The sequence below is a fragment of the Rhizobium sp. B21/90 genome (genome assembly GCF_019355815.1).
Lineage (GTDB): Bacteria > Pseudomonadota > Alphaproteobacteria > Rhizobiales > Rhizobiaceae > Rhizobium > Rhizobium rhododendri.
The window spans coordinates 1,195,776-1,221,019 of the sequence record NZ_CP072163.1 but is presented as its reverse complement, the minus strand read 5'-3'; the positions used below and the strand labels follow the sequence as shown (position 1 = coordinate 1,221,019).

The window sequence follows — 25,244 nt, the reverse complement described above, 5'->3', positions numbered from 1 at the left end:
CTCTGCTGCCTATACGACAAATGCAGCTGGAGGAGCCTGGAGGGGAACCCGATGACACCACAAGAAATCAAGACCGCGCTTGGTGCCGGCCTTCTATCCTTTCCCGTCACCCATTTCGGGGCGGACGAAAAATTCCAGCCGGAAAGCTATCAGCGCCACATCGAATGGCTTTCCAGCTACGATGCGCCGGTGCTTTTTGCAGCTGGCGGCACTGGCGAGTTCTTCTCGCTGTCGCCCGATGAAATTCCGGCAATCGTCAAGGCCGCCAAGGAAGCGGCCGGCTCGACCGCCATCGTCTCCGGCTGTGGCTTCGGCGCCCATGTCGGCGTCGAACTGGCGCAGGCCGTAGAGAAGGCAGGCGCCGATGGCATCCTGCTGCTGCCGCATTACCTGATCGATGCGCCGCAGGAAGGTCTTTTCACCCACATCAAGCGCATCTGCCAGTCGGTCGATATCGGCGTCATGGTCTATAACCGCGACAACTCGGTGCTGTCGGTCGACACCCTGCAGCGTCTTTGCGATGCTTGCCCTAATCTGGTGGGCTTCAAGGATGGCACCGGCGAGATCGGCAACGTCCGCCAGATCACCGCGACCCTCGGCGATCGTCTCACCTATCTCGGCGGGATGCCGACGGCCGAGCTTTTCGCCGAAGCCTATCTCGGCGCCGGCTTTACCACCTACTCGTCGGCCGTCTTCAACTTCGTGCCGGATCTTGCCGTCGACTTTTACAAAGCACTCCGTTCCGGCGATCGCGCCCGTTGCGAGACGATCCTCAAGGACTTCTTCTATCCGTTCATGGCGATCCGCAATCGCCGCAAGGGCTATGCCGTCGCTGCCATCAAGGCCGGCGTGCGGCTGCAGGGTTTCGATGCCGGCAAGGTCAGGCCGCCGCTGGAAGACCTGACGCGGGACGAAGAGGCCATGCTCGAGAAGCTCATTTCGCCCTGGAAGCGCTAGGCCGATGAAGATCGCTGCCGTCAACACGCACCTGCTCGAATACCGCCTGCCGGTGCCCTTCGAAAGTGCATCGATGCGCTTCGACCGCCGCGCGCATATGCTCGTCGAGATCGTTTGCGACGACGGCAAGATCGGATGGGGCGAATGCCTCGGCCCGGCGCGACCGAATGCGGCAGTTGTGGCTGCCTATACAAGCCGGCTGATCGGTGCCGATCCACTGGAGACCGAAAAGATCTGGGCGGTCCTCTACAACGCGCTGCGCGACCAGGGCCAACGAGGCCTTTCCATTACCGCCCTGTCCGGCATCGACATTGCGCTCTGGGATATCAAGGGTAAGCATTTCGGCGTGCCGATCTCGACCCTTCTGGGCGGTCGTTTCCGCAAGAGCGTCCGCGCTTATGCCACCGGCAGCTTCAAACGCGATGGCGTCGACCGGATTGAGGACAATGCCAACGAGATGGGAACCCATGCCAAGGCAGGGTTTCATGCGGTCAAGATCAAGATCGGTTTCGATGTTGAGGAGGACCTGCGCGTCATCCGCGCCGTGCGCGAAGCCATCGGACCGCACACCCGGCTGATGATCGACGCCAACCACGGCTACGATGTCATCGAGGCAGTGTCGCTCGGCAAGCGCGCCGCCGAATACGGCATCGACTGGTTCGAGGAGCCCGTCGTGCCGGAACAACTGGACGCCTATCGCGCGGTGCGCGCAGGCCAGCCTATCCCGGTTGCGGGAGGCGAGACCTGGCACACGCGCTGGGGCATGCAGGAGGCCATCGAGAGCCGCGCCATCGACATCATCCAGCCGGACCTTTGCGGCGTCGGCGGTTTCACCGAAGCCCGCCGCATCGCCGACATGGCGGCGCTGCATGGCGTGCGCGTCGTGCCGCATGTCTGGGGCACTGCGGTCCATATCGCCGCAGCACTGCAGTTCATGGCGTCGATGATCCCCAACCCGGTGCGGGTCAATCCTATCGAGCCGATCCTCGAATTCGACCGCACCGACAATCCTTTCCGCCAGGCCGTCATCACGACGCCCATCGAACACGTCGACGGCGTCGTGGCGATACCGGATGGTCCGGGGCTCGGCATCGAGATCGACCGCGCGGCACTCGCCGAGTTCCGCATGGGAGACGACTGACATGCTCGTCCGTCCCCTCTCCGGCCGCAAGCCGCGCATCGCCCTTCCCGCCGGTGCGATCGACAGCCAGACGCATATGTACCTGCCCGGCTTCCCGGCACTTCCCGGCGGACCGCCTCTGCCAGCCGGCGACCTGCCGACACCATCGCAATATCGTCAGCTGATGGGGTGGCTCGGCATCGAGCGCGTGGTGATCACGCAGGGCAATTCCCACCAGCGCGCCAATGGCAACCTGATGGCCTGCCTGGCCGAAATGGGCAGCAGCGCTCGCGGCGTTGCGGTCATCGATGCAGACACGACCGACGCCGAACTCGACGCGCTCGCTAAGGCCGGCGTCGTGGGAGCGCGGATCATGGATCTGCCTGGCGGGGGGATCGGGCTGGAGGCTCTCGAGGATATTGACAAAAAGGCAAGTGTCCGGGGCTGGATGCTGGCGATACAGTTCGACGGCAGCGACATCATCAGCCATGAACCGCGGCTCGCGACGCTGAAATCACGGTGGGTTCTCGATCATCACGGCAAGTTTTTTGCGGGCGCGGCGCCTGACGGACCAGAGGTCGCAGCGCTGAAGCGGCTCATCGATGCCGGCCGTTGCTGGTTTAAGTTTGCCGGCTGCTATGAATCGTCGAAATTCGGCGGTCCTGACTTTGCCGATATCGCGGCGGTCGCCCGTGCAATCGCAACCCATGCGCCGGAGCGGATCGTCTGGGGCACCAACTGGCCGCACAATCTGGCGCGGGAGCAGGAGCAATATCCTGACGATGCTGCGCTAGTGGATACCGTGCTTGGCTGGCTTTCGGATGACCATGCCCGAAAGCTGGCATTGGTCGATAATCCGGAGCAGCTTTATGGATTTTTGCCTGCCAACGGCACGGTGGCTTGAGGTTTTGCCGGAACGGGGAGGTTTCGGCTTCGGCATGGGAGGACAGCGGGGCGTCGAGTAGCGTTTGAACGTCCCGATCCCCGGCAACATCGATTTCTACGCCTAACCGGCGCCTCGCTCTCTGACAGAGCCAAAGCGCACGGCCATTTTGTTTCGTACTGGGAGAGAGAGAAACAATGACGCATAGCAAGATCATCACTGCTGCCTTTGCCGGCCTGCTGGCACTCGGCGCGTTCGCGCCGGCACAGGCGCGCCAGTTCCGCTCGGCCGACGTCCAGGCACCGGACTACCCGACCGTCAAAGCCGTGCAGTTCATGAGCGACGCGCTCGGCAAGGCGTCGGACGGAAAATATACCATCAAGGTGTTCCCGAACTCGCAGCTCGGCAGCGAGAAGGACACGATCGAGCAGGTCAAGCTCGGCGCGCTGGACTTCATCCGCGTCAATGCCGGAACGCTGAACACCATTTGCCCGGCGATGATGGTGCCGGTCCTGCCCTTCATGTTCCACGACAAGGCGCAGATGCGCACAGTGCTCGACGGGCCGATCGGCGACAAGATCCTCGCCGATTGCGATGCCCACGGACTGGTCGGCCTTGCCTTCTACGATTCCGGCTCGCGTTCCTTCTACACCACCAAGCCGGTGCGCAAGATGGAAGACCTGAAGGGCATGAAGATCCGCGTCCAGCAGTCGGATGTCTGGGTGGCGATGATGAAGGCGCTCGGCGCCAACGCCACGCCTATGCCGACGGGTGAAGTCTATACCGGCCTGAAGACGGGGCTGATCGACGGTGCCGAAAACAACTGGCCGAGCTACTACAACTTCCACCACTATGAGCTGGCGAAGTATTACTCGCTCACCGAACACTCGATGTCCCCGGATGTCCTGTTGATGTCGAAGCGCGTCTACGACAGCTTCACACCGGCTGAACAGACGCAGGTCCGCCAGCTCGCCAAACAGTCGGTCACCTATATGCGCCAGCTCTGGGACGCCATGGAAACGACGTCCGAAGAGAAGGTCAAGGCATCCGGCGTCGAGGTCATCACCATCGACAAGACACCGTTCGAGGCCGCGATGAAGCCGATCTACGATCAGTTCGTCACCGATCCCGCCCTGAAGGACATGATCACCGCCATCAAGGCCACGAAATAACGTCTCCGCCGGCGCGTGACAGCGCGTCGGCCCTGACCACTGCGTGGCGGTGACGGCTATCCACTCCGCCTGACGATCATCATCCGAGGAGACCGCCCATGGCTGCGCATCCGCATGCACCGCCCATCGACCCCGCGCGTGCCGAGACGATCCGGACGACCGTCAATACGACGGGCCCGCTTGGCCGCTTCTTCGCCTTCAACGCCTGGCTCTCGCGGATCTGCCTGAAATTTGCGGTGCTCGGTACGCTGCTGATCGTTGCGGCCGTCCTCTACCAGATCTTCGGGCGCTACGTGCTGAACGACTCGCCGGCCTGGACGGAAATCTTCGCGCTGGTCGTCATTCTCTATGTCACCTGCTTTGCGGCGGCCGTCGGCGTGCGCGACGGGCGGCATATCGGCATGGATTCGCTGCTCAATCTGGCGCCCGAGCCATTTCGGATGGCTGCAGAGATCATCGTCTATCTCGGCATGATCGTCTTCGGATTGTCGATGGCCTACAGCGGCGCCGAGCTTGCGGTGGAGATGGCACCCTACCTCAATGCCGGCCTGCCAATTTCACAGGCTTGGAGTTACGTGCCGCTGGCCGCCGGCGGCCTTTTGATCGCCCTATTCGCCGTCGAACGCATCATCGCCGCCATCCTGAAAATCAAGGTAATCCCCTCATGGCATTGATCATTCTCTGCGCGACCTTCGTCGTAGGCCTGATACTCGGCATGCCGGTGGTCTTTGCCATCGGCCTCTCCTCCATTGCCACCGTGCTTTACGAGGGCCTGCCACTGGCGGTCGTCTTCCAGCGCATGGCGTCTGGCATGGGGACATTCTCCTTCCTGACGATCCCGTTCTTTATCTTCACCGGTGAGCTGATGATGTATGGCGGCATTGCCGACCGCATCATCCGCGCCTCCAAGGCGATGGTCGGCCATGTCAGGGGCGGTCTCGGCATGACCAATGTCGTAGCCTGCACGATGTTCGGGGGCGTTTCCGGATCGCCTGTCGCCGACGTCTCCGCCATGGGCTCGGCGCTCATTCCGCTGATGAAGCGCGAAGGCATCGATGCCGATTATGCGGTCAACGTCACCACCTATTCCTCTCTCGTCGGCGCTCTCATGCCGACAAGCCACAACATGATCATCTATTCGCTGGCGGCCGGCGGCCTCGTCTCGATGAATTCGCTGATCATGGCCGGCGCGATTCCCGCCCTGATTCTCACCATCGCCAACCTGATGACCGCCTACTTCGTGGCGCGGTCGCGCGGCTATGCCAAGGGCGTCTTCCCCGGCTGGACCGAAGTCTGGCGAAGCCTTGCGGCAGCCGTGCCCGGCCTCTTCATCATCGTCATCATCGTCGGTGGCATCCTTTCGGGCGTCTTTACCGCCGCAGAAGCTGGCGCCGTCGCCGTACTCTATGCCCTTTTGTTGACGGTGTTCGTCTATCGCACGTTGTCCTTCGAGAGCTTCCTGAAGGCGGTGGCCAAGGCGACAAAAACCACGGGCGTAGTGCTGCTTCTGATCGGCATTTCCACCATGTTCGGCTACCTCATGAGCATCTACGGCGTTGCCGACATGGCCGGCGATGCGCTCAGCCATATCAGCACGCAGCCCTGGGTGATCTTCATCCTCGTCAACATCGCGCTGTTCATCTTCGGCATCTTCCTCGATATGGCCGCCCATATCCTGGTGTGCACGCCGATCTTCCTGCCGATCGTCACCCATTACGGCATGGATCCCGTCCAGTTCGGCATCATTGTACTCTTGAACTCGACCATCGGCCTCAACACACCACCGGTTGGAGCAGCATTCTACCTCGGCTGCGCCATCGGCGAAGTACCGGTCAGCACGGTGGTAAAGTCGATCTGGCCGTTCATGCTCGCACTCTGGGTGACGCTGATGATCGTAACGCTGGTTCCGGAAACGTCCATGCTGGTGCAGGATATCTTCCGATAAGCTGGGCCGCCGGAACCACCGGATCCCCTGATCGGGAGGCCACTGTATGACCGGCTGAGTGGCGATAGACGGTCGCCCTGACAGGCGAAGGAATTTGCGACCGACCGCTGTCACCACCCGAAAAAAAGCCGAGAATTATGAACATTCGCTCTTGCAGATTTTTTTCGCAAAGACTAGAAAGCGGCCACCGAACGCAGCTGGAAGTTTCCCAGCGAATGCGACGGGCGATTAGCTCAGTTGGTAGAGCGCCTCGTTTACACCGAGGATGTCGGCGGTTCGAGTCCGTCATCGCCCACCATCTCACCAAAATCATATTTTGTATGACTTTTATGTGGCTTTTCCACCGCCAAAAGTGGGACAATTTCCGTCTTTTCGTACTCTGCCCGACGATGTCGGCGCCCGCTATTCTGCCCCTACGAAATCCCGCATGAGGCCTGGCTGGTCGAACACATCAAAGTTCTGCATCCCGGGTCACGGAGTTCTGCCTGCGCGTCTGAGCGATTAGCTGAGAGCTGCGTGGCTTGCCAAAGGCTCTTGTTGGCCAGTGTCGAAACGACGCTACTTCACCGCCGCCGTCGTCAAGGCTATGCCGCCGCAATCAACTTAACAGCGATCCGCCACCTCTGCCGATAAAGGCATCGCGATCCCTCGCTTTCTCTGGAACCTCCAGTCCGAACGCATCGAAAAGCGTCCTGATGTTCGATGCGATGAGATCCGCAAGCCGTTTCAGGCCGCGTTGTCCAAGATCGTCTAGATGGTCGGCAAGCTCGCCGCCAATGGATGTGGTGTAGTTGACGCGGATGCGCCGGCGCGCGGCGGCACCATCGACACCAAGCGTCTTGAGGAATAAGTCGAAATTGTCGGTCGTTATCTCGTCGAGCGTCTCCGCTTGGCCGATCCGATAGGCGAGCTCATCCGTTAAAGCCTCATCCAGTCGAGTTGGCAGGATGTCATAGCGTGGCGCCATGCGTATGCGACCTCCCCGCTCGTAAAGCAGGGCGAAGTTCTTGGCATGACCGTCGGCGTTGCCGACCAGGAGATCAAACAGTGTCGCCCGGATGAAAATCTCCTTGGCGCCGGCCGGATCAATCGTCGCTTCGAGGACTCGTCGGATCGCGGACACGTCGAAGCGACGGTTGCCTGCTCCGCGTCGTTCGTATTTCAGGGACGCAGGCAAGCCCAAGGCCTGGGCAAAGTCCTCTTGATGGATTCGGACGATGCGGTTTTGCTGGTTTAGCGCCCGGTCAAATCGGGTCACAAGCAGCGTATTAAGCCCGCCGAGTGGCAAAACCACCGTGTCGGCGGTATCGGAACCGAGCGACCGCGACAGGCGCATTGCCTCGTTCTCAAGAAGGGCGTCTTGCAGATGGTCCTGGTCCGGCACCTTGAGGATATGTGTGGTCGGTGCGCCTGAGCCTGGAACAGGCTCGGCAAGTGATCCGTCCGGCAGGAGTGTCAGAGCGATCTTGCTCTGCATGCCTGCCAGGGGCGACGGGTCTTCTATTCCAGCAGGCAAGCGTTTGCGCTTGTGTAGCGCATCGACGATCGCCTCAAGGCGGTTGAGGTCGAGCGGAAGGTAATCTTTTCCGTATTCGCCGGGCACCTTTGTCGGTGCCGCGCCGGCCGGCAGGATGGAGAGCGCACCGGCGCAATCCTTGCCGAGATGGTACAGAAGCCCCACAACATCGTCACGCGACAGTCCCTCGCGCGCCATGATGTCCGACAAGGCGCTGTCCCGCTCTTGCAGCAGATTGTCGAAGAATGGCCGAGCAACCAAATCTTCAAATGGATTTGTCCCAAGCGGCAAGGATAGCGACAACGGCGTGGCATCGCTACGGGAAACATAGTCGCTGCGATAGGCGAATGCGATTGCGCCGTTTGGATCGCGTACCAGAATGCCGACCGGGTGGTCGTAGCCGTCGAGGCGAACATCAAGAGCCAGAACATCCATCGACGTCATCGGTCTCTTGCAAACATCGAGATGCCGGCGGCCCGCAGCACCGTCAGCACCTTGTCGAATTCGAGCGTTGCCTTGCCGTTTTCAAGTTCGGAAATGAACCGTCGACCAACGCCGGCTAGGTCCGCAAAGGCTTGCTGGGAAAGCCCGCGCGTTTCTCGGGCACGGCGTATCATTTGGCCGAGATCGCCCGGCGTGTTGATCTGCGTGGCTTTCTTGGGTGCGCTTGAAAGGTTTGAGTGAGGCACGTCCGGGCAGGTGTCCGCCATAGTTGGCGGGATATACGACGGCAAGTCGTCGAGAGGCCGCGGTAGCGAGGCCTGTATCCTTTGCGAAGGATCGGGGAGCTTAAGATCGACCTTTGGGAGCGAGACCTTGAACCTCTCCATGATCTTCCCGGTCTCGCTGATCTGCGATAATACCTTGGCGATCTCTCCGGCCGACGATATCGTTTTGATGATGCTGCTATGGGCGGCCATACTTTCGTTGATGCGTTTGATCACATCCACAGAAGCTTCGCCGGCCGCCAGCCGTCGCGCCAAATCCTGGACATTATCAGTGCCACCAAGAGCGTGCTGTTTCTTCGGAAATTTAGGGTTATTTGCCATATTTCGCTCCCGAGCGGGAACATAGCAGGCGAGCGCCTCCAAATCAATGGACATTGATCCCGTATGGGAGCAACTCAGCCCTTGATCCCGTACGGGGTCACAAGTCGCACGATTGAATAATATCCAAGTGGTCTGCACCCGATCGGGAGCAGCTTGATAAACTCGAACAACGTATTTGGTGTGAGTGATGCCATCCTCGTCATGTGAGAAAGGCAGGATTTGGGAAGCCCAAGAGTCGAACTCAGCGAGGGCGCGTATAAGAGCAATAACAAAATCATGCAGCCTCCCAAGTGCGCGACTGTATCTTTGGGCAAGCAGCACAGTGCGGTCAACAGGCCTTCACCTGGCAGATACGGAAATAGCGCTAATCTTTTCGCTGATCCTCTATAGTTGGCTCGAAGACGAGCCGTGGTGAGGCTTTCAGCTGGTCAAACTGACCACCATGCTACACCAGTCAACGAGGATGGCATGACGCAACGGGCGATGGTGGCAAAATCAGCCACCGCTACCCCAATGACAGAACGGCACAATATGGTCACGTCACGGGGCTATCGCTCGTCTTTGAAGAGCAACCGTACCTGGATTTCATTTTGAAAAAATTACGTTCTGTACAGAGCCTGAGGGCAATTGCAGCCCTTCTTGTCCTTTTCTATCATTTAAGCGACGGCGCTTTTGATGCTGGTGGAGCTGGCATCGACATATTCTTTTTGATCTCGGGCTTCATCATGGGCACCGTCGGGACGCGCGAGACGCCGCGTGTTTTCCTGGCCAGAAGATTGCTGAGGATAGCCCCGCTCTACTGGCTCGTCACCTTTGCCGTCTGCGGCGCATCGGCCCTCGGCCTACTGTCAAACTTCTCGTTCGATGCCCGGCGGATCATCCTATCGATGCTGTTCATTCCGCATTTGGACCCCGGCGGTCACATCTGGCCGCTGTTCGTGCCGGGTTGGACACTGAACCTTGAAATGCTTTTTTATGCCGTCTTTGCGGCGGCACTTTTCACCACCCGTCCGATTGTCGTCGCCTCCGCCCTGCTCTGCGCACTGGTCGCCCTCGGCCTCTACGACTGGCAGGCGCCCGCCATGATCCAGTGGACCACGCCGATGCTGCTGGAGTTTGTCCTCGGTCTCGGCATTTCACAGTTGCGCAAACCCATCCCCGCTGGCGTCGCACTGATAGGCCTGGCCGGCAGCGTCGTCCTCCTGGCCGCAACAGCCGTTGCCCACATCGACATGACGCCCTACCGCATTATCGTCTGGGGGCTACCCGCCGGGCTGCTGCTTGCAAGCTGCATTGCGCTCGAGGATTGCGGGCGCTGGCCCGCGCGCCTGCTGTCGCCTCTGGAGAAACTCGGCGATGCGTCCTATTCGCTCTATCTCACCCACGGCATCGTGCTCGCCGCCGTCCTCAAGTTCGACCGGTTGGGCCACATGAACGCCATCGTTTCAATCGTCGCTGCCCTTGCCATCGCAGAAGTCTGTTACCTGCTGGTGGAACGCCCGATCAACCGCCTTGCCTCGAAGTCCAGCTGGACGAAGCTCGAACGACCAAAATCGCAGGATTTGTAGCGAAACGGCCCCTGCCGCATCACCGCCATGCAAGAGGGTTCATTGCGAAACCGTAGGCAGATCCGGCGTGCTGATGTTCTCGTCCCAGGAGCGGTCAACGACGAGCCTACGGCTTTCGTGCTCTGATGTGGAGAAAGAGTGGGGCAATGCGCGTGTCCGCCACAGATGGCTGAGATTTGGCGACTTGTTTGGTTGCGCGAGGTTCGCCAAACGCTTCAATTTGCAGCCCGGCTTCGACGATCATCGATACCCAAGTGGTCAACGTTCGATGAAATCTCGGTACCTCGAAGGGCTTCTCCGTCACCCGCTGTTCTGCGGGTATCGCGGAGAAGGTCCATCGCTCAATCTGGCCGTCCGGTTCTTCAAAATAGTCCGCGACCTGCACAGCGATGGGTTCGCCTGCTTCGTTGCGAATATTCTTCCGGGTTGGCGGTACAAAGCATGGGTGTAAAATCGAGAACTGGAAGAATCCACCCAGCTTCAATACCCTTTGCACCTCGGAGAAGACCGCTCGTTGATCTGCCATATCCATCATCGACATGAAGGCGACGACAAAATCGAAGCTCGCATCCGGAAAATCGATCGTCAGGCCATCGCCCAGCACGTAGTCGATACCGATGGGATCCTGCTGCTCCGCCTCGCGGGCATGTCGGATGAAAGTTGGCGCGATATCGAGCCCGGTAAGGTGTGCACCGAGACGTGCGACCGCACGCGTGTTCGTCCCTTCGCCACAGCCCAGGTCCAGCCCCTTCAGGTTAGCCACCGGAGGGAGCATATCCAGGAAAGCCGGCGTATTGAGAACGTCGCGATAGACATCATAGCCAGCACGGGTCAGCCGGGTCCAGGCTTCGGCGTTGGCCTCCCAGCAGTTGGCGACTTCATTTGATTTCATTTTGCATCTCCGCTCAGGTGAGCCATCAGGAACAGAGGATGTAGGCATCTCTGCGCGCCGAGAGCAGTTTTACCATTCCATCTCGGCACTCGTATGAAAGTCGTAAGCGGCACATCGAGCGCTGTTGGCAACAAAGTTGCAGACTTCGGCTCGAAGCGTGTTGGAGAAGCCGGGCGAAATGCCAGGCTTCTCCTGTTTGTCTCAGAGTAATTGTCGTCGCACTAGAAGCTGCGTTGCAGGCGCAGGATGCCAGCCCATTGCTCCTGATTTACCGAGTCGAACTTGGTATAGGTAACTTCCGGCTCGACCAGCATGTTTTTAACCGGGCTCCACCGAATATTGGTTGTCACCTGAAGGATTTTCGAGTCGGCGAAGGCTACCTGGCCATTTGCCTGCAGTTTCTCGTCGATCGGCAGAGTGACGCCGGTCCACAATGCCCAGTCGCCCCAGCCGCACAGTTCGGCATGGCCAGCCGGGCAAGCCGACGGATCAAGGTTCGAGCCGGCATATTTGTTGAGCTTGTTGCCGTCCGTGTTCCAACCGCCCATCAGAAACGCTTTAAAGATGCCGAAATCTGCATCGACGCGCGCTTTGACGGCTCCTTCTTCAACGATAGCATCGTAACCACCGACAAAGCGGATCTGCCAGGCACCGGATTTAAAACCAATACCGGCAACGGCGTTCGGAATATATTCGTTGGTCTTGGACTGGACCCAGGCGCCGTTATAGGCGGACAGGTCAGCGCCAGAGTTCGTATCTTCCAGCGAAACGACAGCCGTGATGCCGTTTCCGGCATCGTAGTTGTAGGTAATCTGGTTGATTTCGGGCGGGCCGTCATAGACGATATCGTCGTTCATGACGTTTCCGGCGTAACCCATGTAAAGGTTATATGCCGAATCTATCTTGCCAATGGTAAAGCCAGCCAGACTGATATTGGCCCAGACCAGTTTATCGGTTGTCACGCCTTCCTGCCAGTCGAAGCGGTAGATGCTGTCTGTCTTCAGCGCGCCGTATTCGGTATCCGATGCGGTATCGACCGCGATCTGGGCGCGCGAGTGCCAAAGCGTGCCGTAGTCGCCACCCGTTCCCGGGTTATACGGATTATGCCATTTTCCCTCGGTTCGCACCGTGCCACTGATCTTGAGGCAGGTTTCAGTGCCTGGAATGAAGAAATAGCCTGCGCCATAGGCGTCGCAGAGACGAACATATTCAAGCTGCTCGGGCTCTGCAGCAATTGCTGCATCCGCTGCATTGGCAGCGTGGGCAAGGGAGATTGCAAAGAGCGCGGACCCAAAGCCCAGAAGCGGTTTTACCATATTCACGTATCAACCCCCATAAATGTAGCAGGCTAATAATGAGCCTGCCGACAAGTGAAAATGCGCGTCAAACAGATTTGCGCGGGGGAGTGATTACAAACCGGGTCGCGAGCGCCAACGCATATCGGATGCATTTGGGCATTGGACGATCCGCTGAAACGCCAGCCGTTACACAGAAAATACGCCGACTTACTCGGTGATGCAATTTAGGTACAAAGCGATGTTGGGACATTGCTCATTTGCAACGTGCGACCCGGCAGGCGACGAGAAACCGGGTGAGCGGACTACAATTTATGGCCGCATGAGGCCGATCCATCATCAGATGGCTTCGAGTCTGGCCTGCCGTCGAACGCTGATTGGCTCGCGCCGGCGGTCCTTTATGCGTTCGCAAGCGACTATCCGTCCATGCAGCGCTGACGGGCTAGATACGTGGCGCGGGTCGGGATGCTCGAGGCTTTGAGATAGTCTCTAAAGGAAATATCGGACTTTGAGCGGCAATAGGGTGGCGCCGAGAGCTGCTGCATCGCCATCGGTCTGGCTAAGGAGAAGTTTGGCCTCCTGCGGTCCAATGTCGTAGCGGTGCTTGCGCGTCGAGGGCATGACGGCGCGTTCGATCATCATGTTTCCGAGCGCGCGAGGCAACTGGCCGCCGAGCACGATCGCCTGGGGGTCGATGACCGCAATCAAGCTTGCGATGAGCCGATTGAGTTGCGGCATTACTTCCGTCAGCCAGTCGCTGACGCCCGGCCACGCCGGATCGAACGTTTCGCAGAGCATCTCCACCGACGAGACATCAACGCCGTTCTCCAGCAGCCTCTGCATGAGATACTGAAGCGCCGGCCTGCGCGCTGCCTCATCCGCGTTGTAAATGCCGCTCAATTCGCCAGCGTTTCCATAGAAACCATGGAATGGCTTGCCATCGAGGATGAGGCCGCCGCCGAATCCGTAATTGAACGAGAGATAGGCAAATGTCTGGCACCACAGACCGACGCCGCGAAGGCTCTCGCCGATCGCGCCCGTGGTTCCATTATTCTCCAACCAGACAGGCAATCGGAATGCACTTTCCATGATCGGCTGAAGATCGATCAGGGACCATTGCCGCAATGGTTCCGGTGCATTGAAAATGTGGTTTTTCGAAACGAAAAAGCCGGACATGGAAAAGCCGAGGCCAATCAGCCGTTCGCGTGCAATTGCGTGCTTCACAAGCAACGCATCCAGTGTCCGGGTCAGGGCGACCAGTGTTTCCGTCCGGTCATGCGGTGCGATTGAAAGCTTCTCCTGGGCAACGACGCCACAGCCGAAGTCCGAGATGCACAACACCGCCGAATCGGTATTGATTGATATCCCGATCGAAAAGACTGCGGTCTTGACCAGTTCAATCGTCGGGCTTGGCTGGCCCCGGCTGCCTCGTAGCGGTTTGCCGGTCTGGAGCAACCCGCGCTCAATCAGCCCCTCGACCAGCCGGTGAACCGATTGCTGGGCCAGGTTTGTGTGCGCAGTAATTGTCGCACGCGCGATCGGCCCGTGCCGTCTGACGATATCAAGTATCAATCGCTCATTATCGCTGGCGAGAGGGCGGCGATCGAGCTCAAAAGAGGCGTCTGTTGCTGAAACCATGGCGTCTGGATTAACCGGTAGGCTTATTATCTGCAACGGTGAGTATCGCTCTCAAGCAGACTTCACGAAACTGTCATAAATATTACACCTAATGTGTAGTATTTAGCCCCATCTTCCAATGCGGCTGAGGGGAACCCATGTCATTGAAGTCCTGTGCGATTGCCTTACTGGCGATGTTTGCTTCGCCTTGTATGGCAGCAGATACGAATATGAAAAATCTCGACTTCGATCTGGCAAAGGTGACCCGCGACAATTTCTACGACATCGTTGTTCCCGCCGCGAACGCCGAGGGTACGGTAACGATGTACAATTTCGCTGGCAGCTTCAGCGATACGTGGCAGGAACTAATCACCCGCTTCAAAGCCAAATATGGCATCAACGTCGAATATCACGACGTCAATGGCGAGCAGGCCAACCAGCAACTCATTGTCGTTCAGCAGGCCGGGCAGGATGCGCCTGTGGATGCCTATTTCACAGGAGGGGGAAGCTTTCCGCTTCTCTCTTCGAAAGGCGTGATAGGCAATATTGCGCTGACCAAGATCTTGCCGAATATGAGGAGCTACGATCCGACGCTTGCCGACACTGTTTTCGGCAAACCGCACGGCGGCAGCTTTCCGTTGGTTCACCTCAATCAGACGGCGATCGGCTATGACGCTGCTTTCGTCAAGCCGGAGGAAGTCCCGAAGAATTTCGACGAACTGCTCGTGTGGGCCGAGAAGCATCCAAAACGTCTTGGCGTCACCCTTCCGTCCAAGGGTGGATCCGGCAGCGGGTTCATCTACTCCGTGGCGCTCAGCTACCTCACCGGTGATTGCCGCAAGCAATTGACCAACTATGCCCAGACCGCTCAGGAAGCCGAAGATTGGGCTATGAAATCGGATTGTCTCGATCCGGTGTGGAGCTACTACCGCCGCCTGCTGTCCGTCGCCGAACTCACCAATGGCAATGCCGACACACTCAACCTGATCAATAATCAACAGTTGTACATGGGCACGGTCTGGGAAGACCAGGTGATGACCTTCCTCTCGACGAAACAACTGCCCGATACCTTTCGCCTCACCTTGCTGGAAAAAGGCCAGGTCGGTTCGGGCGACGCCATGATCGTGCCAGCCAACGCCAAGCATGTTGCGGCAGCACTCCTGCTGGTCGACATGGCGATGAGCAAGGAATTCCAGCTTTGGAAGTTGGAAAACAAGGCCTCGCGGTCCCCTCGCACCGACGTGACGGACAACCTGATCTCCGCATCCGCCCAAACCCACATGCTGCCGGCCAGCGTCTATCCGCGCCTCTCGGTGCCAGCCTTCTGGGATATGTCGACCGCGCTCGGCGAGGCACTGGACGAAAAAGTGCTCAACCAGTAGCGGCCAACCGACCGGAGACATCTCAGATCGGCCCATCAGCCGTGCTGTGATCTCCGTCGATCAAGGACCATCAGCGCGCCCGCCCGGAGTAGATAGCCATGAGCGAACTCGAAATCACCGATATATCCAAGGCCTACGGCCTGAGCCGGGCGTTGCATCCGGTTTCAATCACCGTTGAGCGGGGCGAATTCGTAACCATTCTCGGACCGTCTGGATGCGGGAAGTCGACGCTCCTTCGCATTCTGGCGGGCATCACGACACCGAGCAGCGGAAAAGTTCACCTGGCCGGGCGGCGGATCGATACGGCGCCGCCGGAAGCGCGTGACATAGCGATGGTCTTTCAGTCCTACGCACTGTTTCCCCACATGTCCGTGGCGAAAAATCTCGGTTTCGGGCTCAGGATGAAAAAGGTACCCCCAGGGGAGCGCGAGCGCCGCATTGCCCATGCGCTTGAGATCTGCAACCTGACCGGACTTGTCGATCGCATGCCGCGTCAGCTTTCGGGCGGGCAGCAGCAGCGCGTTGCCCTGGCACGGGCCATTGTCATGCAGCCCGGCTTGCTGCTGTTCGATGAGCCACTGTCGAACCTCGACGCCAAGCTGCGCGAAATACTGCGCCAAGAACTGGTCGAACTGCACAGGCGCATCGGCACCACCAGCCTCTATGTCACCCACGACCAGGCCGAAGCGATGGCGATGTCGGACCGCATCGTCGTCATGAACGAAGGCCGGGTGGTGGAGATTGGCACGCCGCTCGATCTCTACCGCTCGCCGAGGCACGCATTCACGGCAGGCTTCCTCGGTCAGACCAACATCATCGCCGTCCATGCCGATGGCAGACATGCGCGGCTTCCCTGGGGGCAGTCGGTGTTGCTCGATTCCGGGTCTGCGGGCGCGGCCCAGATTTCCGTGCGACCGGAAAATATCAAAATCATTGTCGACGCCGAGGGACCCGGCACTGTCACCGCCCTTTCCTTCCTGGGTGCCAGCGCGCTCTACACCATCTCGATTGCCGGCCATGTGATCAAGGTCAGCAAGGCCGGGGCCGACAACCTGATCGAGGTCGGCAACAGGGTCGCGCTCGCTCTTCCCGACGTCGCCCATCGTCTCGATGACCGGCCAGCAAGGGAAGCGGCATGATGGGCGTTCTTCTTCGAGACCGGCGCTTCTTTGTGCCGCTGTTGCTGGCGCCGGGCGTTGGCTATTTGCTGCTCTTCTTTGGCGGGCCGCTGTTTTCCACCTTGGTTGGCAGCTTTCTCAATGACGACGGAGTGTTGACGCTGCAGTGGTATGTTCGGATATTTACCAGGCCGTCCATGCTGCGCGGCCTCAAGACGTCGATCTATTACGGCGTCGCACCCGTTATCGTTTCCATTCTCGTGTCGGTGCCACTCGCTCTTTTGATCCGCAGGAGCTTTCTCGGACGCAAGCTTTTCAGCGGCCTGTACAAACTTCCCATGGCGGTGCCCGGCATTATCGTCGGCTTGATGGTCATCGTGATGTTCGAACGCGGCGGATTTGTCGATCGTATCATCGCACCTTTTGGCCTCGGCCTTCCCAAGCTGGTGCGCGACGACTGGGGCGTTGGCGTCATTCTGGCCAGCGTCTGGAAACAGATCCCGTTCATGACCTTGATCATCACCAGCGCTTTCGCGGCCATTCCCGACGACATCCGTTTTGCATCGCGAACCCTCGGCGCATCGCAGATCAAGACGTTCCTGTTCGTCGAGGTGCCGCTTGCCATGCCCGGTATCACCGCTGCAATTCTTCTGACCTTCATCGGCTCGATGGGCTCATATGCCATTCCCGATATCGTCGGTCCGCCCGTTGCCCGGCCGATGTCGGTCCTGATGGTCAACGAGTTCAATCAGGGACATTTTCCGCAGGTCTATGCGATGGGCATGTTGCTGAGCCTCTTCGCGGTTCTGGTCCTGATGGCCTATTACGCGCTGACCGATCGTATCGGCGCCGGAAATGCGAAGGGAGGCCATCAATGACGCTCTCCATTGCCGCGGCACCACCGCGCCGTCGCCGCTACTTCACACAGGAAGATCGTCTCCCGGTGGCGATCGGCCTTTACGGCGCCCTTTTTCTTGCCATTGCGCTGCCACTGGCACTGATGTTCCTCTGGAGCATTGCGGACGGATGGCAGCCGCCGCTTGTCGTGCCGCGGAACTATACCGCAAGCCGCTGGAGGATCATCCTGTCAGATCCGGGCCTTCTGCGGGCCGCCATCAACAGTATCCTGATTGCCGTGGTGGTGACATCGGCAACGGCCTTCCTGGCGCTCCCCACGGCTTGGGCGATGGCCCGCTTTCCATTCCGCCTCAAGCGGTTGGTGGAGATCTTCATTCTTGCGCCGATCATCATTCCGGGCCTCGTTGTGGCGATCGGCATCGGGAAGCTCTTCATGACGCTCGGGCTCTCTTACTCCATCTTAGGCGTGGTCCTCGTGCAGATCGTCGGCACCTTGCCGCTGATGATCCGGCTGATGAGCGCAACGCTCGAAACCATTCCTGACGACGTGATCCATGCCGCACGCTCGCTTGGCGCGGGCACTGCCGGCATCGTTGCCCACATCATACTGCCACTTGCCGTCCCCGGGCTTCTCGCCGGTGGACTGATGTCGTTCATCGGCAGTTTCGAGGAATTCGACAAGTCCTTCATCGTCGGCGCGCCGGTCGTCGAGACGCTGCCGATCAAGCTCTACATGTATCTTGATCCCTATTCGATACAACTCCCGCTGGCCTCTATCATCTCCTTCATCCTCCTCCTGCCTGCGCTCATCGTTTTCATCATTGCCGGCCGCATCCTGCGCGACGACCTGATGGCAGCGGGCATGGGCAAGATCTGATGCGTCCCAACCTGTCGAAAGCCGAAAACTATGCAACACGCGCCTGCCACTAACCGTATTCCTGCTTTCCACGGCGACGTCCTCGAGATGACGACGCGCAGCAACCCCGCGATCCTGACCATCGCCCATCGGGGCGTCTGGAAGACGACGGCGGAAAACTCGCTTGCCTCCATTCGTGCTGCAATCGCGCTCGGCGTCGAGATGGTGGAAATCGACGCCCAGTCGTCCGCCGACGGGGTGCTTGTGGTCATTCATGACGAAACTCTCGATCGAACGACAACGGCAACGGGGAAAGTTGGCAACATGCCGTTTTCTTCCCTCCGTCGCGCCATGCTGCGCGCTGGCGCCGGTGGAGCGCATGCAACCGCCACCGACGAGTGCGTGCCAACCCTTGCAGAAATGCTCGAAGAAGCGCGCGGACGCATTGCCATCAATATCGATACGAAGTTCATCCGTGATCTGCCGCTCGTCATGAGTACGGTGCTGAGGCTCGGAATGGAGAGACAAGTTCTGGTAAAGACGGATATTGATCCGACGGCGGACCGTTTCGCGCTCATCGACCAGGACTGGTTCGGACGTATTCCACATATGCCGATGTTCCAGGTGCGTCCGAACGGCAAATTTGCAGAGGATCTCCGCCGTATCAAACGGCTTCGCGCGCCGATGATCGAAGTGAAGTTCTCCGACATCGCCGATCTCGCCGCAGGCCGCGAAGAACTGGAGCGCCAGAACATCCGGCTGTGGATCAACACGCTCGATGTCTCCCATTGCCTCGCCTACAACGACACACGGGCGTTAAGCGAACCAAGTCAGGTTTGGGGAGCGCTGAAAGAAGCCGGGGTCGGCGCAATTCAGACAGACGAAGTCGAGGCATTCAAGGCCTGGTTGACAAGCGATGCCGCGCAAGGCCCCGCATGATGGCAATCGTGGACGGAGGCATGGTCGGTGTATTGACCCTTTTTGTGCAAGCAATCGCTTTCAAGCGCAGGCACCGTCACGTCGTCCCAACCGGCAATCCGATGCTTGCCGACAAAGTCTTTCTCGTTGAGTTGCTGGACCAATGCTGAATGAGAAGAAAAAACGCCGACGATGCGCGCCGCGATCGTCGGCTACCGACAAGCAATATGCTGCCCTTTGCTTCAGGCTTGTGCCCGGCTGGGAAGAGCCCATTCAGGTCCTGCTGATCACGAGCCGTAATTCTGGCCGCTGGATCATCCCGAAAGGCTGGGGCTTTGCCAAGAAAAAACCTCACGAAGTCGCCCAGCGTGAGGCATGGCACGAAGCCGGGGTCCGAGGGCGGGTCCGCAAGAAGCCTTGTGGCTACTACACCTACAAGAAAAAGCTGAGTGAGGAGGAGAGCGTCCTGACCGTTGTTCAGGTCCATCTTCTCAACGTTCTCGGACTGGACAGCCAGTTCCCTCAGAAGGATGAACGGGAACTTCGCTGGTTCTCCCCCGGCGCAGCCGCGGCAGCCGTCCACGAGCCCGATTTGAAGTGCCTGATTTCAAGCGTGCGGGAATTGGCAAACCAGTTCATGTGCCCCAAGCCCGATACCTGGTAACTGGTTGAACAACTTTCTGACTTGCGCCGACGTTTGACATCCGCAGTTGGACTGCAAGCGATGTCCACGCGGCTCCTGATGTGCTCGGGGCCGGCGATTGTTCGCGGATCACAGCCGTCGGCGCCTGAGGGGCGCAAGCCGGATCCGACATTCGGTAAAAGCCGTCAGCATCCACCGGTTTCTGTTGTCGATTACCTATCTCGAGCGACATCCGCTAGCGGAGTAGACGGGTTTGCATTTTTACGGCCGCCGCCTCGATGAAGGCAAGGCGCTCCGGCGCCCGCGCTGAAACGTAAGACCAGGTGATCGAAGCCATGCCGGTGCCAAAGAACGCGATTGCCAAAAAGAGGATAATCAACGGCGGGCTATCATCGAACTGAGCACCAATGATCAGTATGGACAAAGCGATGCCGGTGAGGACCGGAATTTTGCGCGATGCACTGAGGCTGAATTCTGCCCGAAGCAGCGCATCTGACAGGAAGCCCGACACCAACACGCCAGCAAACCCGGCAAGAAACGGTACTGATGCGTAAAATCCCGCCTTGATAAAATCCAGGTGGCGATACTGAACAAGGTAGGTCGGAAACCACGTCAAGAAAAAATTGGCCGATGCCAGATAGCTGAATTGTCCGATGTAGATCCCCCACACCTTCTTCTTGCTCAGGACAAATTTCAGGTCGTGCCACGAAAATGCACTCCTTCCTGCCTGCTCGCTTTGTAGTCGGTCGCTCAGTTCCGGCACCCCTCCCCTCTCTTTGATGAGATTGAGTTCGGCTTGATTGGTGCCTTTGAAGTGTCGAGATCCCTGTAGATCGTCGCCCAAAGAACGGCTGCGACCAGTCCCAGCATGCCGGTCATGACAAAGACCGGAGGGAGCGCCAACATCTCACTTAAATTCAACAGACGGGGACGATGTTTATCGGTGACTTCGTCGCTGGGGCCCAGCTTCCCGTTTCATGTCCTCATCTAGTTGCTTTACCGCTTGGGAAAATCGAACATTGTCCGATTGTGACCAAAGGCTGGGCTGCAGGGATAGGTCCAATCCAAAATTTGTAGAGGCTTTGCGCAAATTCTCGTTCTCGTGACGACCTCCCCCGGCTCTCCCGTTCCGGAGCCTTCACCGTCTCGGTCACGTCGTGTGGCAGGCCTGCCCGCTTGCCTCCCTCGACCTGTGCCTTCTTCGTGCACGCCTTGAGCGTCTGTGCCGAGCGGCCGATCTATTCTGCGATAAAGGAAAGGGCAGCGCACTGCGACGGATGCCGGGCGTCATGTGACCTGCTCTGGCACCGTTCGCACGGCACGGGCAGAGACTTCAGGAGAAAATTTGTTCGCCGTCTTGCGGGGACATAGACCCTGCGTCTCTCGAGGTGGGTCCTGCGACAAACCCGGGCGGTCCATGCGCGTGGATCGAATGGCGATTGCAGCATTTCAGTTCAAACATTTGGGCATCAAAATAGGCTGATGCTGCGACATGATCTCCCGCTCGGCCAGACCGCGGTGGTCTTGGGTTTTCGTGACGAGGATTGCTGTTAGAGCAGATCGTAAACTCTCAGAATCCAGCTGATCTGGTAGAGCGTTCCGACGATGAGAAACAGTGCCTGGAAACCTTTGCCAGGCACGAACATCGCGGCTACGGCGCAGAACGCAAATATGGACTGGCGAAAAAGATATTCGGTTCCGAGGGCTGCAAAATAGTCTGATCCCTTTATCAGGCTGTCGCCGAGGTCGATGATGAACGTCAGGGCGAAAACGCCATAGAACCAGCGTTTGCGAGCTTCAAAATATTGCTCGTAGCCGCTGTATTCACTCATCTGATCGGGGAAAAGCAGGGCTGTCAACGCCGCGTAGAGCATCGCATAGACAATCAGGAAGAAGTAAATCGGGAAGGTCCATATCGGGACCAGCCTGAGATTGAATTCGTACCACCAGAAATGAATGATGGTGATGAGAAGGAAAACGACCCAGCCCAAATGGATCGGGTAGATCTTGATACTTCCCGGGTGCTGCACGAAGCGCGTCAGGCCATTGACCAATCTCGCCAGACTTAAGCCAAGAACCATCCCGACTATGACACGCACATGTGAGAAGCCTTCCGCGCTCATACCAGCCGCATCCAATGCCATATACGCTTCCTCTCGTCGCGCCGCACGACTGCCCGGCTATCGTCCATCCGGGTGTGTTTACCATAGCGCACCTGGCATCGCTGAAAAGGCCATGCCAGAGCTAGGGTGCGTCTCAATTTCTTGAGGAATATAAATCGTTGCAAAGCCGTTGACATTGGAAACGCTGCCGACCCGCCTAAATGGATCGATCGGGAGTGCCGATATCGGCCACGGACACCAAGAGCGCGGTGGTGGTGGAAAAAGCCGTCATCGTGCCGTCCCCAACCGTTCGTTAATAGCAGACTGTATAAAACGAAGCCTACTCGATTGACGCTAAGGACACGTGATGTCGTCTGTGCCTGATTCCGAACTTTTCAACCTCGCCCCGATCGCCATGTGGATCGAAGATTTCAGCGAGGTGAAAAAGCTATTCGATGACTGGCGATTGGAAGGCGTAACCGATATTCGAGGATTCTTGCAAGAGGATCTGTCCCGTGTCGCCGAATGCTCCAGGCGCATTCGCCTCCTCGACGTCAACAGGTGGACGCTCGATCTGGTCGAGGCCAGAGACGTCGAACATCTCCGGGCGAATATGGCCACCGTGTTTCGTGACGACATGCTCGAGACGCATGTGAACGAGCTTGCAGCGCTTTTTGACGGCAAGCCATCGTTTTCAAGCGCGACGGTGAATTACACCCTGACTGGCCGAAGGCTTGATATTCAGCTTCGCGGCATGATTATGCCGGGCGCCGAAGAGACGCTCTCAAGGGTGTTGCTGACGACTGAAGACGTCACGGACCGTGAGACGGCCCGCCGCGCAGAGATTGCGCAACGCAGCTACGCCGAAGGGATATTCGAACATTCTCCCGTATCTCTCTGGATTGAAGACTTCAGCCAGATCAGGACATTGCTGGAAACCATACGGGATCGCGGGATAACGGATTTCCGCACTTTCATGGACGTCCATCCGGAATTCGTCAGGCAATGCATGAGCGAGATCCGCGTGCTGGACGTCAATCAGGCGACACTCGATCTCTTCTGCGCGGCGGATCGGTCGCAACTTCTTCAGCGGATCACCGAGATTTTCCGGGACGATATGGAAAAGCCGTTTCGGGAGCAACTGATGGAGTTGTGGAATGGCAACCTGCATCACCATCGCGAGGTCGTCAATTATGCGCTCGATGGGTCGCCCCGTCACATCCTGCTGCACTTTTCCGTCTTCCCCGGTTACGAACGCGATTGGTCGAGGGTGCAGGTCGCACTCGCTGACATTACTGCCCGCAAGAAGGCGGAAGCCTATCTAGAATATCTCGGCAAACACGATGTCCTGACAAAGCTCTACAATCGCGCTTTTTACAGCGAAGAATTGAGCCGTCTGGAGCGGAAATCGCTTCAACCCGTCTCGGCCATCATCATCGACCTCAACGGCCTGAAACGCGCCAATGACGAGCACGGGCATGACGTGGGTGACGCTCTGCTGAGGCGGTTCGGCGAAATTCTGAGCGGCGCGATTTCACCCCCGAACCATGCCTGTCGCATCGGCGGCGACGAGTTCGCAGTTCTGATGCCAGGCGCAGACGCCAAGGCCGCAAGCATAGCCGTTGAAACCATCAACGAACTGCTGTCGATCAACAACCAATTTTATTCCAGCATGCCCCTCAGCATCTCATGCGGTGTCGCAACCAGTCTCGCCGACGACTCCATGGAAGACGTCGTTAAACGCGCAGACCTCAAGATGTACGAAGCAAAACGCGCACATTACGAAAGGCTTCGGAGCCAACTGGGCGTGGCTGACGGGCGACAGAGCCGTGATAGCTGAGATAAGCAGGTTGCCGGCCAACCAGCCGTGAAGCTACAGGCGCATCTGGTTCAGCAGAACCAGCAGCTGCGAGAAATGCTTGAGCGCTTTGGCGAGCGCTAGCTGTAACTATCGCATATTCGATAGCGCTTTCCCCAATAGTCGTCCGAAATTTGTTAACCATCGCAAGTTACAGTGCCGATGTCACAATTTGTAGCGCGTCTGTGCCAAAGAGGGCCCGCCATCCACTGCCCGGCGGGCCCTTTTCAATCCTACTAATTTCCACCCTTCTATGTTGGCTGACTGTTCCACTGGGGAAGGCCGTTAATTGGCTGCGAATTTATCAAATAGTGTAGCTATCGAGTCCGCCCCGAATAAATCCGCGCATATCATGCGACATGTACGACCGCAGCCATACTGTGTAAGAGCAGATTTCGACAGGTGAGCAATGCCGTATTTTCTGGTCACACATACCTCGTTGATCGAGGCGGATGACGAAGCGACCGCTGCGGCAAAAGTTTACGGGGAAATGTGCAAAAGTGAAACGCTGACCTTCAACGTGAAGGCCGATGAGAACACCGGCACGAAAGTAATTGTTCCGACCTGCGGTGGGACCGATCCGAGTTTCGTCCGTCCGGGTATCTCTACGTCATCGTCAACCGCAACGCAGACCCTTGCGATCACATCCCCTGCTCCCGCCAAGGGACCGATAAATATCCCCGTTGGTCAGAGCGGGGCGGCATTTCGATCGACAAGCACATTGCTATGCGCCGGTACTGGCATTGCCGCGGCTCTCTACCTCGTCGTTCACTATTTGACCTGACCGGGGGAGCGACGCACCGACAAGCTTAAGCGGCAATAAACTCGATCGAATAGTGTGAGTTTATCGCTTGAAGCGACCCCAATCCCGTGGAAGCTCCCCCCACGGAACTCTTTGGGCCGTGATGAGGACGTAAACTACATCGTACTTCCCTATTTGACTTCCGACGATGAAGCGGGAAGCAGAGCTTTGGAAATCGGCTCGATCCAACGGTCATTGACGATGTGGTAGTCGTAGGCGCTGAAACTGCTTTCGAACTGCCAGTAGCTCCAAGCAAAGTGATCGGCTTCCGCCGTGCGGGCAACCGTGGAAGACTAAGAGCACCATCGTCACCATCAATCGCAATTTTGCTGAATGGAATGGCGTCTGCAGCGCGACACTGCGGGTTTCACAAAGTCCCGGACAGGGATTTCAGTCAGTCGCGGAAAGAAGCGACAGTGGATTCTAGATTGAATCTCGTGAGCGCCGATCTGGCAATTTGTTCTTAACACCTAGGCCGCCATACCCATCCACTCTCATGTTCGCGAACGAATACCCGACCTGTGCGTTCCAGGATGATGAGACCGAACGTCTTCATTAAGCCGCGGATCTGATTGCTGAGCTGGGTCGAGATGCTGAGGAGCTGATTGCGAGCGGCCACCAGATAACTTAGAGTTGGACGCGTTTCTTCAATAGGCTTCAATTGTTGATGGCTAACATCGTCTTCTGCGGCAT

General features: G+C 58.2%; 22 protein-coding genes, 1 tRNA gene and 2 pseudogenes. 16 read left to right on the top strand and 9 right to left on the bottom strand.

What is annotated here, in order from left to right; all coding sequences use genetic code 11:
* Positions 1-51: 51 nt before the first annotated feature.
* The 7 genes from kdgD (at position 52) to J5278_RS23675 (ending at position 6,375) form a co-directional block, all read left to right on the top strand.
* Positions 52-957 (top strand): 5-dehydro-4-deoxyglucarate dehydratase, encoded by a 906-nt coding sequence (gene kdgD / locus J5278_RS23705; protein WP_142831330.1) that lies wholly within the window; start codon positions 52-54, stop codon positions 955-957.
* Positions 958-961: 4 nt separating this feature from the next.
* Positions 962-2,098 carry a mandelate racemase/muconate lactonizing enzyme family protein gene (locus tag J5278_RS23700; RefSeq protein WP_219258579.1) on the top strand — a complete coding sequence of 379 codons (1,137 nt, stop codon included), beginning with the start codon at positions 962-964 and terminating at the stop codon, positions 2,096-2,098.
* Position 2,099: 1 nt separating this feature from the next.
* Positions 2,100-2,981 carry an amidohydrolase family protein gene (locus tag J5278_RS23695; RefSeq protein ID WP_219258578.1) on the top strand — a complete coding sequence of 294 codons (882 nt, stop codon included), beginning with the start codon at positions 2,100-2,102 and terminating at the stop codon, positions 2,979-2,981.
* A 176-nt stretch (positions 2,982-3,157) separates the two neighbouring features.
* Positions 3,158-4,132: a TRAP transporter substrate-binding protein gene (locus J5278_RS23690; RefSeq protein WP_219258577.1), complete on the top strand. Its 975-nt coding sequence runs from the start codon at positions 3,158-3,160 to the stop codon at positions 4,130-4,132.
* 98 nt (positions 4,133-4,230) lie between these two features.
* A complete protein-coding gene (locus J5278_RS23685) occupies positions 4,231-4,806 on the top strand; it encodes a TRAP transporter small permease (RefSeq protein WP_142831334.1) in 576 nt (191 codons plus the stop codon).
* Positions 4,797-6,077: a TRAP transporter large permease gene (locus J5278_RS23680; RefSeq protein WP_142831335.1), complete on the top strand. Its 1,281-nt coding sequence runs from the start codon at positions 4,797-4,799 to the stop codon at positions 6,075-6,077. Before J5278_RS23685 ends, J5278_RS23680 begins: the two co-directional genes overlap by 10 nt.
* 222 nt (positions 6,078-6,299) lie before the next feature.
* A tRNA-Val gene (locus J5278_RS23675) sits at positions 6,300-6,375 on the top strand.
* A 300-nt stretch (positions 6,376-6,675) separates the two neighbouring features.
* Here the strand turns inward: J5278_RS23675 and J5278_RS23670 are convergent.
* Both J5278_RS23670 and J5278_RS23665 read right to left on the bottom strand, forming a co-directional pair.
* Complete coding sequence (locus tag J5278_RS23670) at positions 6,676-8,037, bottom strand: HipA domain-containing protein (protein ID WP_219258576.1); 1,362 nt, start codon at positions 8,035-8,037, stop codon at positions 6,676-6,678.
* Positions 8,034-8,684, bottom strand: a complete 651-nt coding sequence (locus tag J5278_RS23665; RefSeq protein ID WP_219258575.1) for a helix-turn-helix transcriptional regulator — start codon at positions 8,682-8,684, stop codon at positions 8,034-8,036. Before J5278_RS23665 ends, J5278_RS23670 begins: the two co-directional genes overlap by 4 nt.
* A 548-nt stretch (positions 8,685-9,232) precedes the next feature.
* On the opposite strand from J5278_RS23665, the gene J5278_RS23660 reads away from it, so the two are divergent.
* The gene (locus tag J5278_RS23660; RefSeq protein WP_219258574.1) at positions 9,233-10,210 is read left to right on the top strand and encodes an acyltransferase; all 978 of its coding nucleotides are present in this window, start codon (positions 9,233-9,235) and stop codon (positions 10,208-10,210) included.
* Positions 10,211-10,316: 106 nt separating this feature from the next.
* On the opposite strand, the gene J5278_RS23655 is transcribed toward J5278_RS23660, so the two are convergent.
* The 3 genes from J5278_RS23655 to J5278_RS23645 form a co-directional block, all read right to left on the bottom strand.
* Positions 10,317-11,102: a class I SAM-dependent methyltransferase gene (locus J5278_RS23655; protein ID WP_219258561.1), complete on the bottom strand. Its 786-nt coding sequence runs from the start codon at positions 11,100-11,102 to the stop codon at positions 10,317-10,319.
* A gap of 221 nt (positions 11,103-11,323) precedes the next feature.
* Positions 11,324-12,418, bottom strand: coding sequence for a porin (locus J5278_RS23650; protein ID WP_374109210.1), 1,095 nt, complete (start codon positions 12,416-12,418; stop codon positions 11,324-11,326).
* Positions 12,419-12,886: 468 nt separating this feature from the next.
* Positions 12,887-14,035: an ROK family transcriptional regulator gene (locus J5278_RS23645; RefSeq protein WP_142831441.1), complete on the bottom strand. Its 1,149-nt coding sequence runs from the start codon at positions 14,033-14,035 to the stop codon at positions 12,887-12,889.
* 137 nt (positions 14,036-14,172) lie between these two features.
* On the opposite strand from J5278_RS23645, the gene J5278_RS23640 reads away from it, so the two are divergent.
* From J5278_RS23640 to J5278_RS23615, 6 genes are all read left to right on the top strand, one after another.
* The gene (locus J5278_RS23640; protein WP_219258557.1) at positions 14,173-15,396 is read left to right on the top strand and encodes an extracellular solute-binding protein; all 1,224 of its coding nucleotides are present in this window, start codon (positions 14,173-14,175) and stop codon (positions 15,394-15,396) included.
* A gap of 98 nt (positions 15,397-15,494) precedes the next feature.
* Positions 15,495-16,535: an ABC transporter ATP-binding protein gene (locus tag J5278_RS23635; protein ID WP_219258555.1), complete on the top strand. Its 1,041-nt coding sequence runs from the start codon at positions 15,495-15,497 to the stop codon at positions 16,533-16,535.
* Positions 16,532-17,392, top strand: coding sequence for an ABC transporter permease (locus J5278_RS23630; RefSeq protein WP_209207234.1), 861 nt, complete (start codon positions 16,532-16,534; stop codon positions 17,390-17,392). Before J5278_RS23635 ends, J5278_RS23630 begins: the two co-directional genes overlap by 4 nt.
* A complete protein-coding gene (locus J5278_RS23625) occupies positions 17,389-18,249 on the top strand; it encodes an ABC transporter permease (RefSeq protein WP_219258553.1) in 861 nt (286 codons plus the stop codon). The genes J5278_RS23630 and J5278_RS23625 overlap by 4 nt, the downstream gene beginning before the upstream one ends.
* An 87-nt stretch (positions 18,250-18,336) precedes the next feature.
* The gene (locus J5278_RS23620) at positions 18,337-19,167 is read left to right on the top strand and encodes a glycerophosphodiester phosphodiesterase family protein (RefSeq protein WP_219259215.1); all 831 of its coding nucleotides are present in this window, start codon (positions 18,337-18,339) and stop codon (positions 19,165-19,167) included.
* A 142-nt stretch (positions 19,168-19,309) separates the two neighbouring features.
* Positions 19,310-19,810, top strand: coding sequence for an NUDIX hydrolase (locus J5278_RS23615; protein ID WP_219258551.1), 501 nt, complete (start codon positions 19,310-19,312; stop codon positions 19,808-19,810).
* A 214-nt stretch (positions 19,811-20,024) separates the two neighbouring features.
* On the opposite strand, the gene J5278_RS23610 is transcribed toward J5278_RS23615, so the two are convergent.
* From J5278_RS23610 to J5278_RS23605, 3 genes and pseudogenes are all read right to left on the bottom strand, one after another.
* Positions 20,025-20,633, bottom strand: a complete 609-nt coding sequence (locus J5278_RS23610; protein ID WP_219258549.1) for an MFS transporter — start codon at positions 20,631-20,633, stop codon at positions 20,025-20,027.
* Positions 20,634-20,855: 222 nt separating this feature from the next.
* Positions 20,856-21,208, bottom strand: a pseudogene (locus tag J5278_RS31680) (hypothetical protein); the annotation flags it as partial.
* A 131-nt stretch (positions 21,209-21,339) separates the two neighbouring features.
* A complete protein-coding gene (locus J5278_RS23605) occupies positions 21,340-21,933 on the bottom strand; it encodes a hypothetical protein (protein ID WP_142831435.1) in 594 nt (197 codons plus the stop codon).
* A 325-nt stretch (positions 21,934-22,258) separates the two neighbouring features.
* Here J5278_RS23605 and J5278_RS23600 point away from each other — a divergent pair, with 325 nt between their 5' ends.
* The gene (locus J5278_RS23600) at positions 22,259-23,731 is read left to right on the top strand and encodes a sensor domain-containing diguanylate cyclase (RefSeq protein WP_219258547.1); all 1,473 of its coding nucleotides are present in this window, start codon (positions 22,259-22,261) and stop codon (positions 23,729-23,731) included.
* 427 nt (positions 23,732-24,158) lie between these two features.
* Complete coding sequence (locus J5278_RS23595) at positions 24,159-24,533, top strand: hypothetical protein (RefSeq protein WP_209184806.1); 375 nt, start codon at positions 24,159-24,161, stop codon at positions 24,531-24,533.
* 517 nt (positions 24,534-25,050) lie between these two features.
* Here J5278_RS23595 and J5278_RS31205 read toward each other — a convergent pair.
* Positions 25,051-25,173 (bottom strand): annotated as a pseudogene (locus tag J5278_RS31205) (IS110 family transposase); the annotation flags it as partial.
* Between the last annotated feature and the right edge of the window lie 71 nt (positions 25,174-25,244).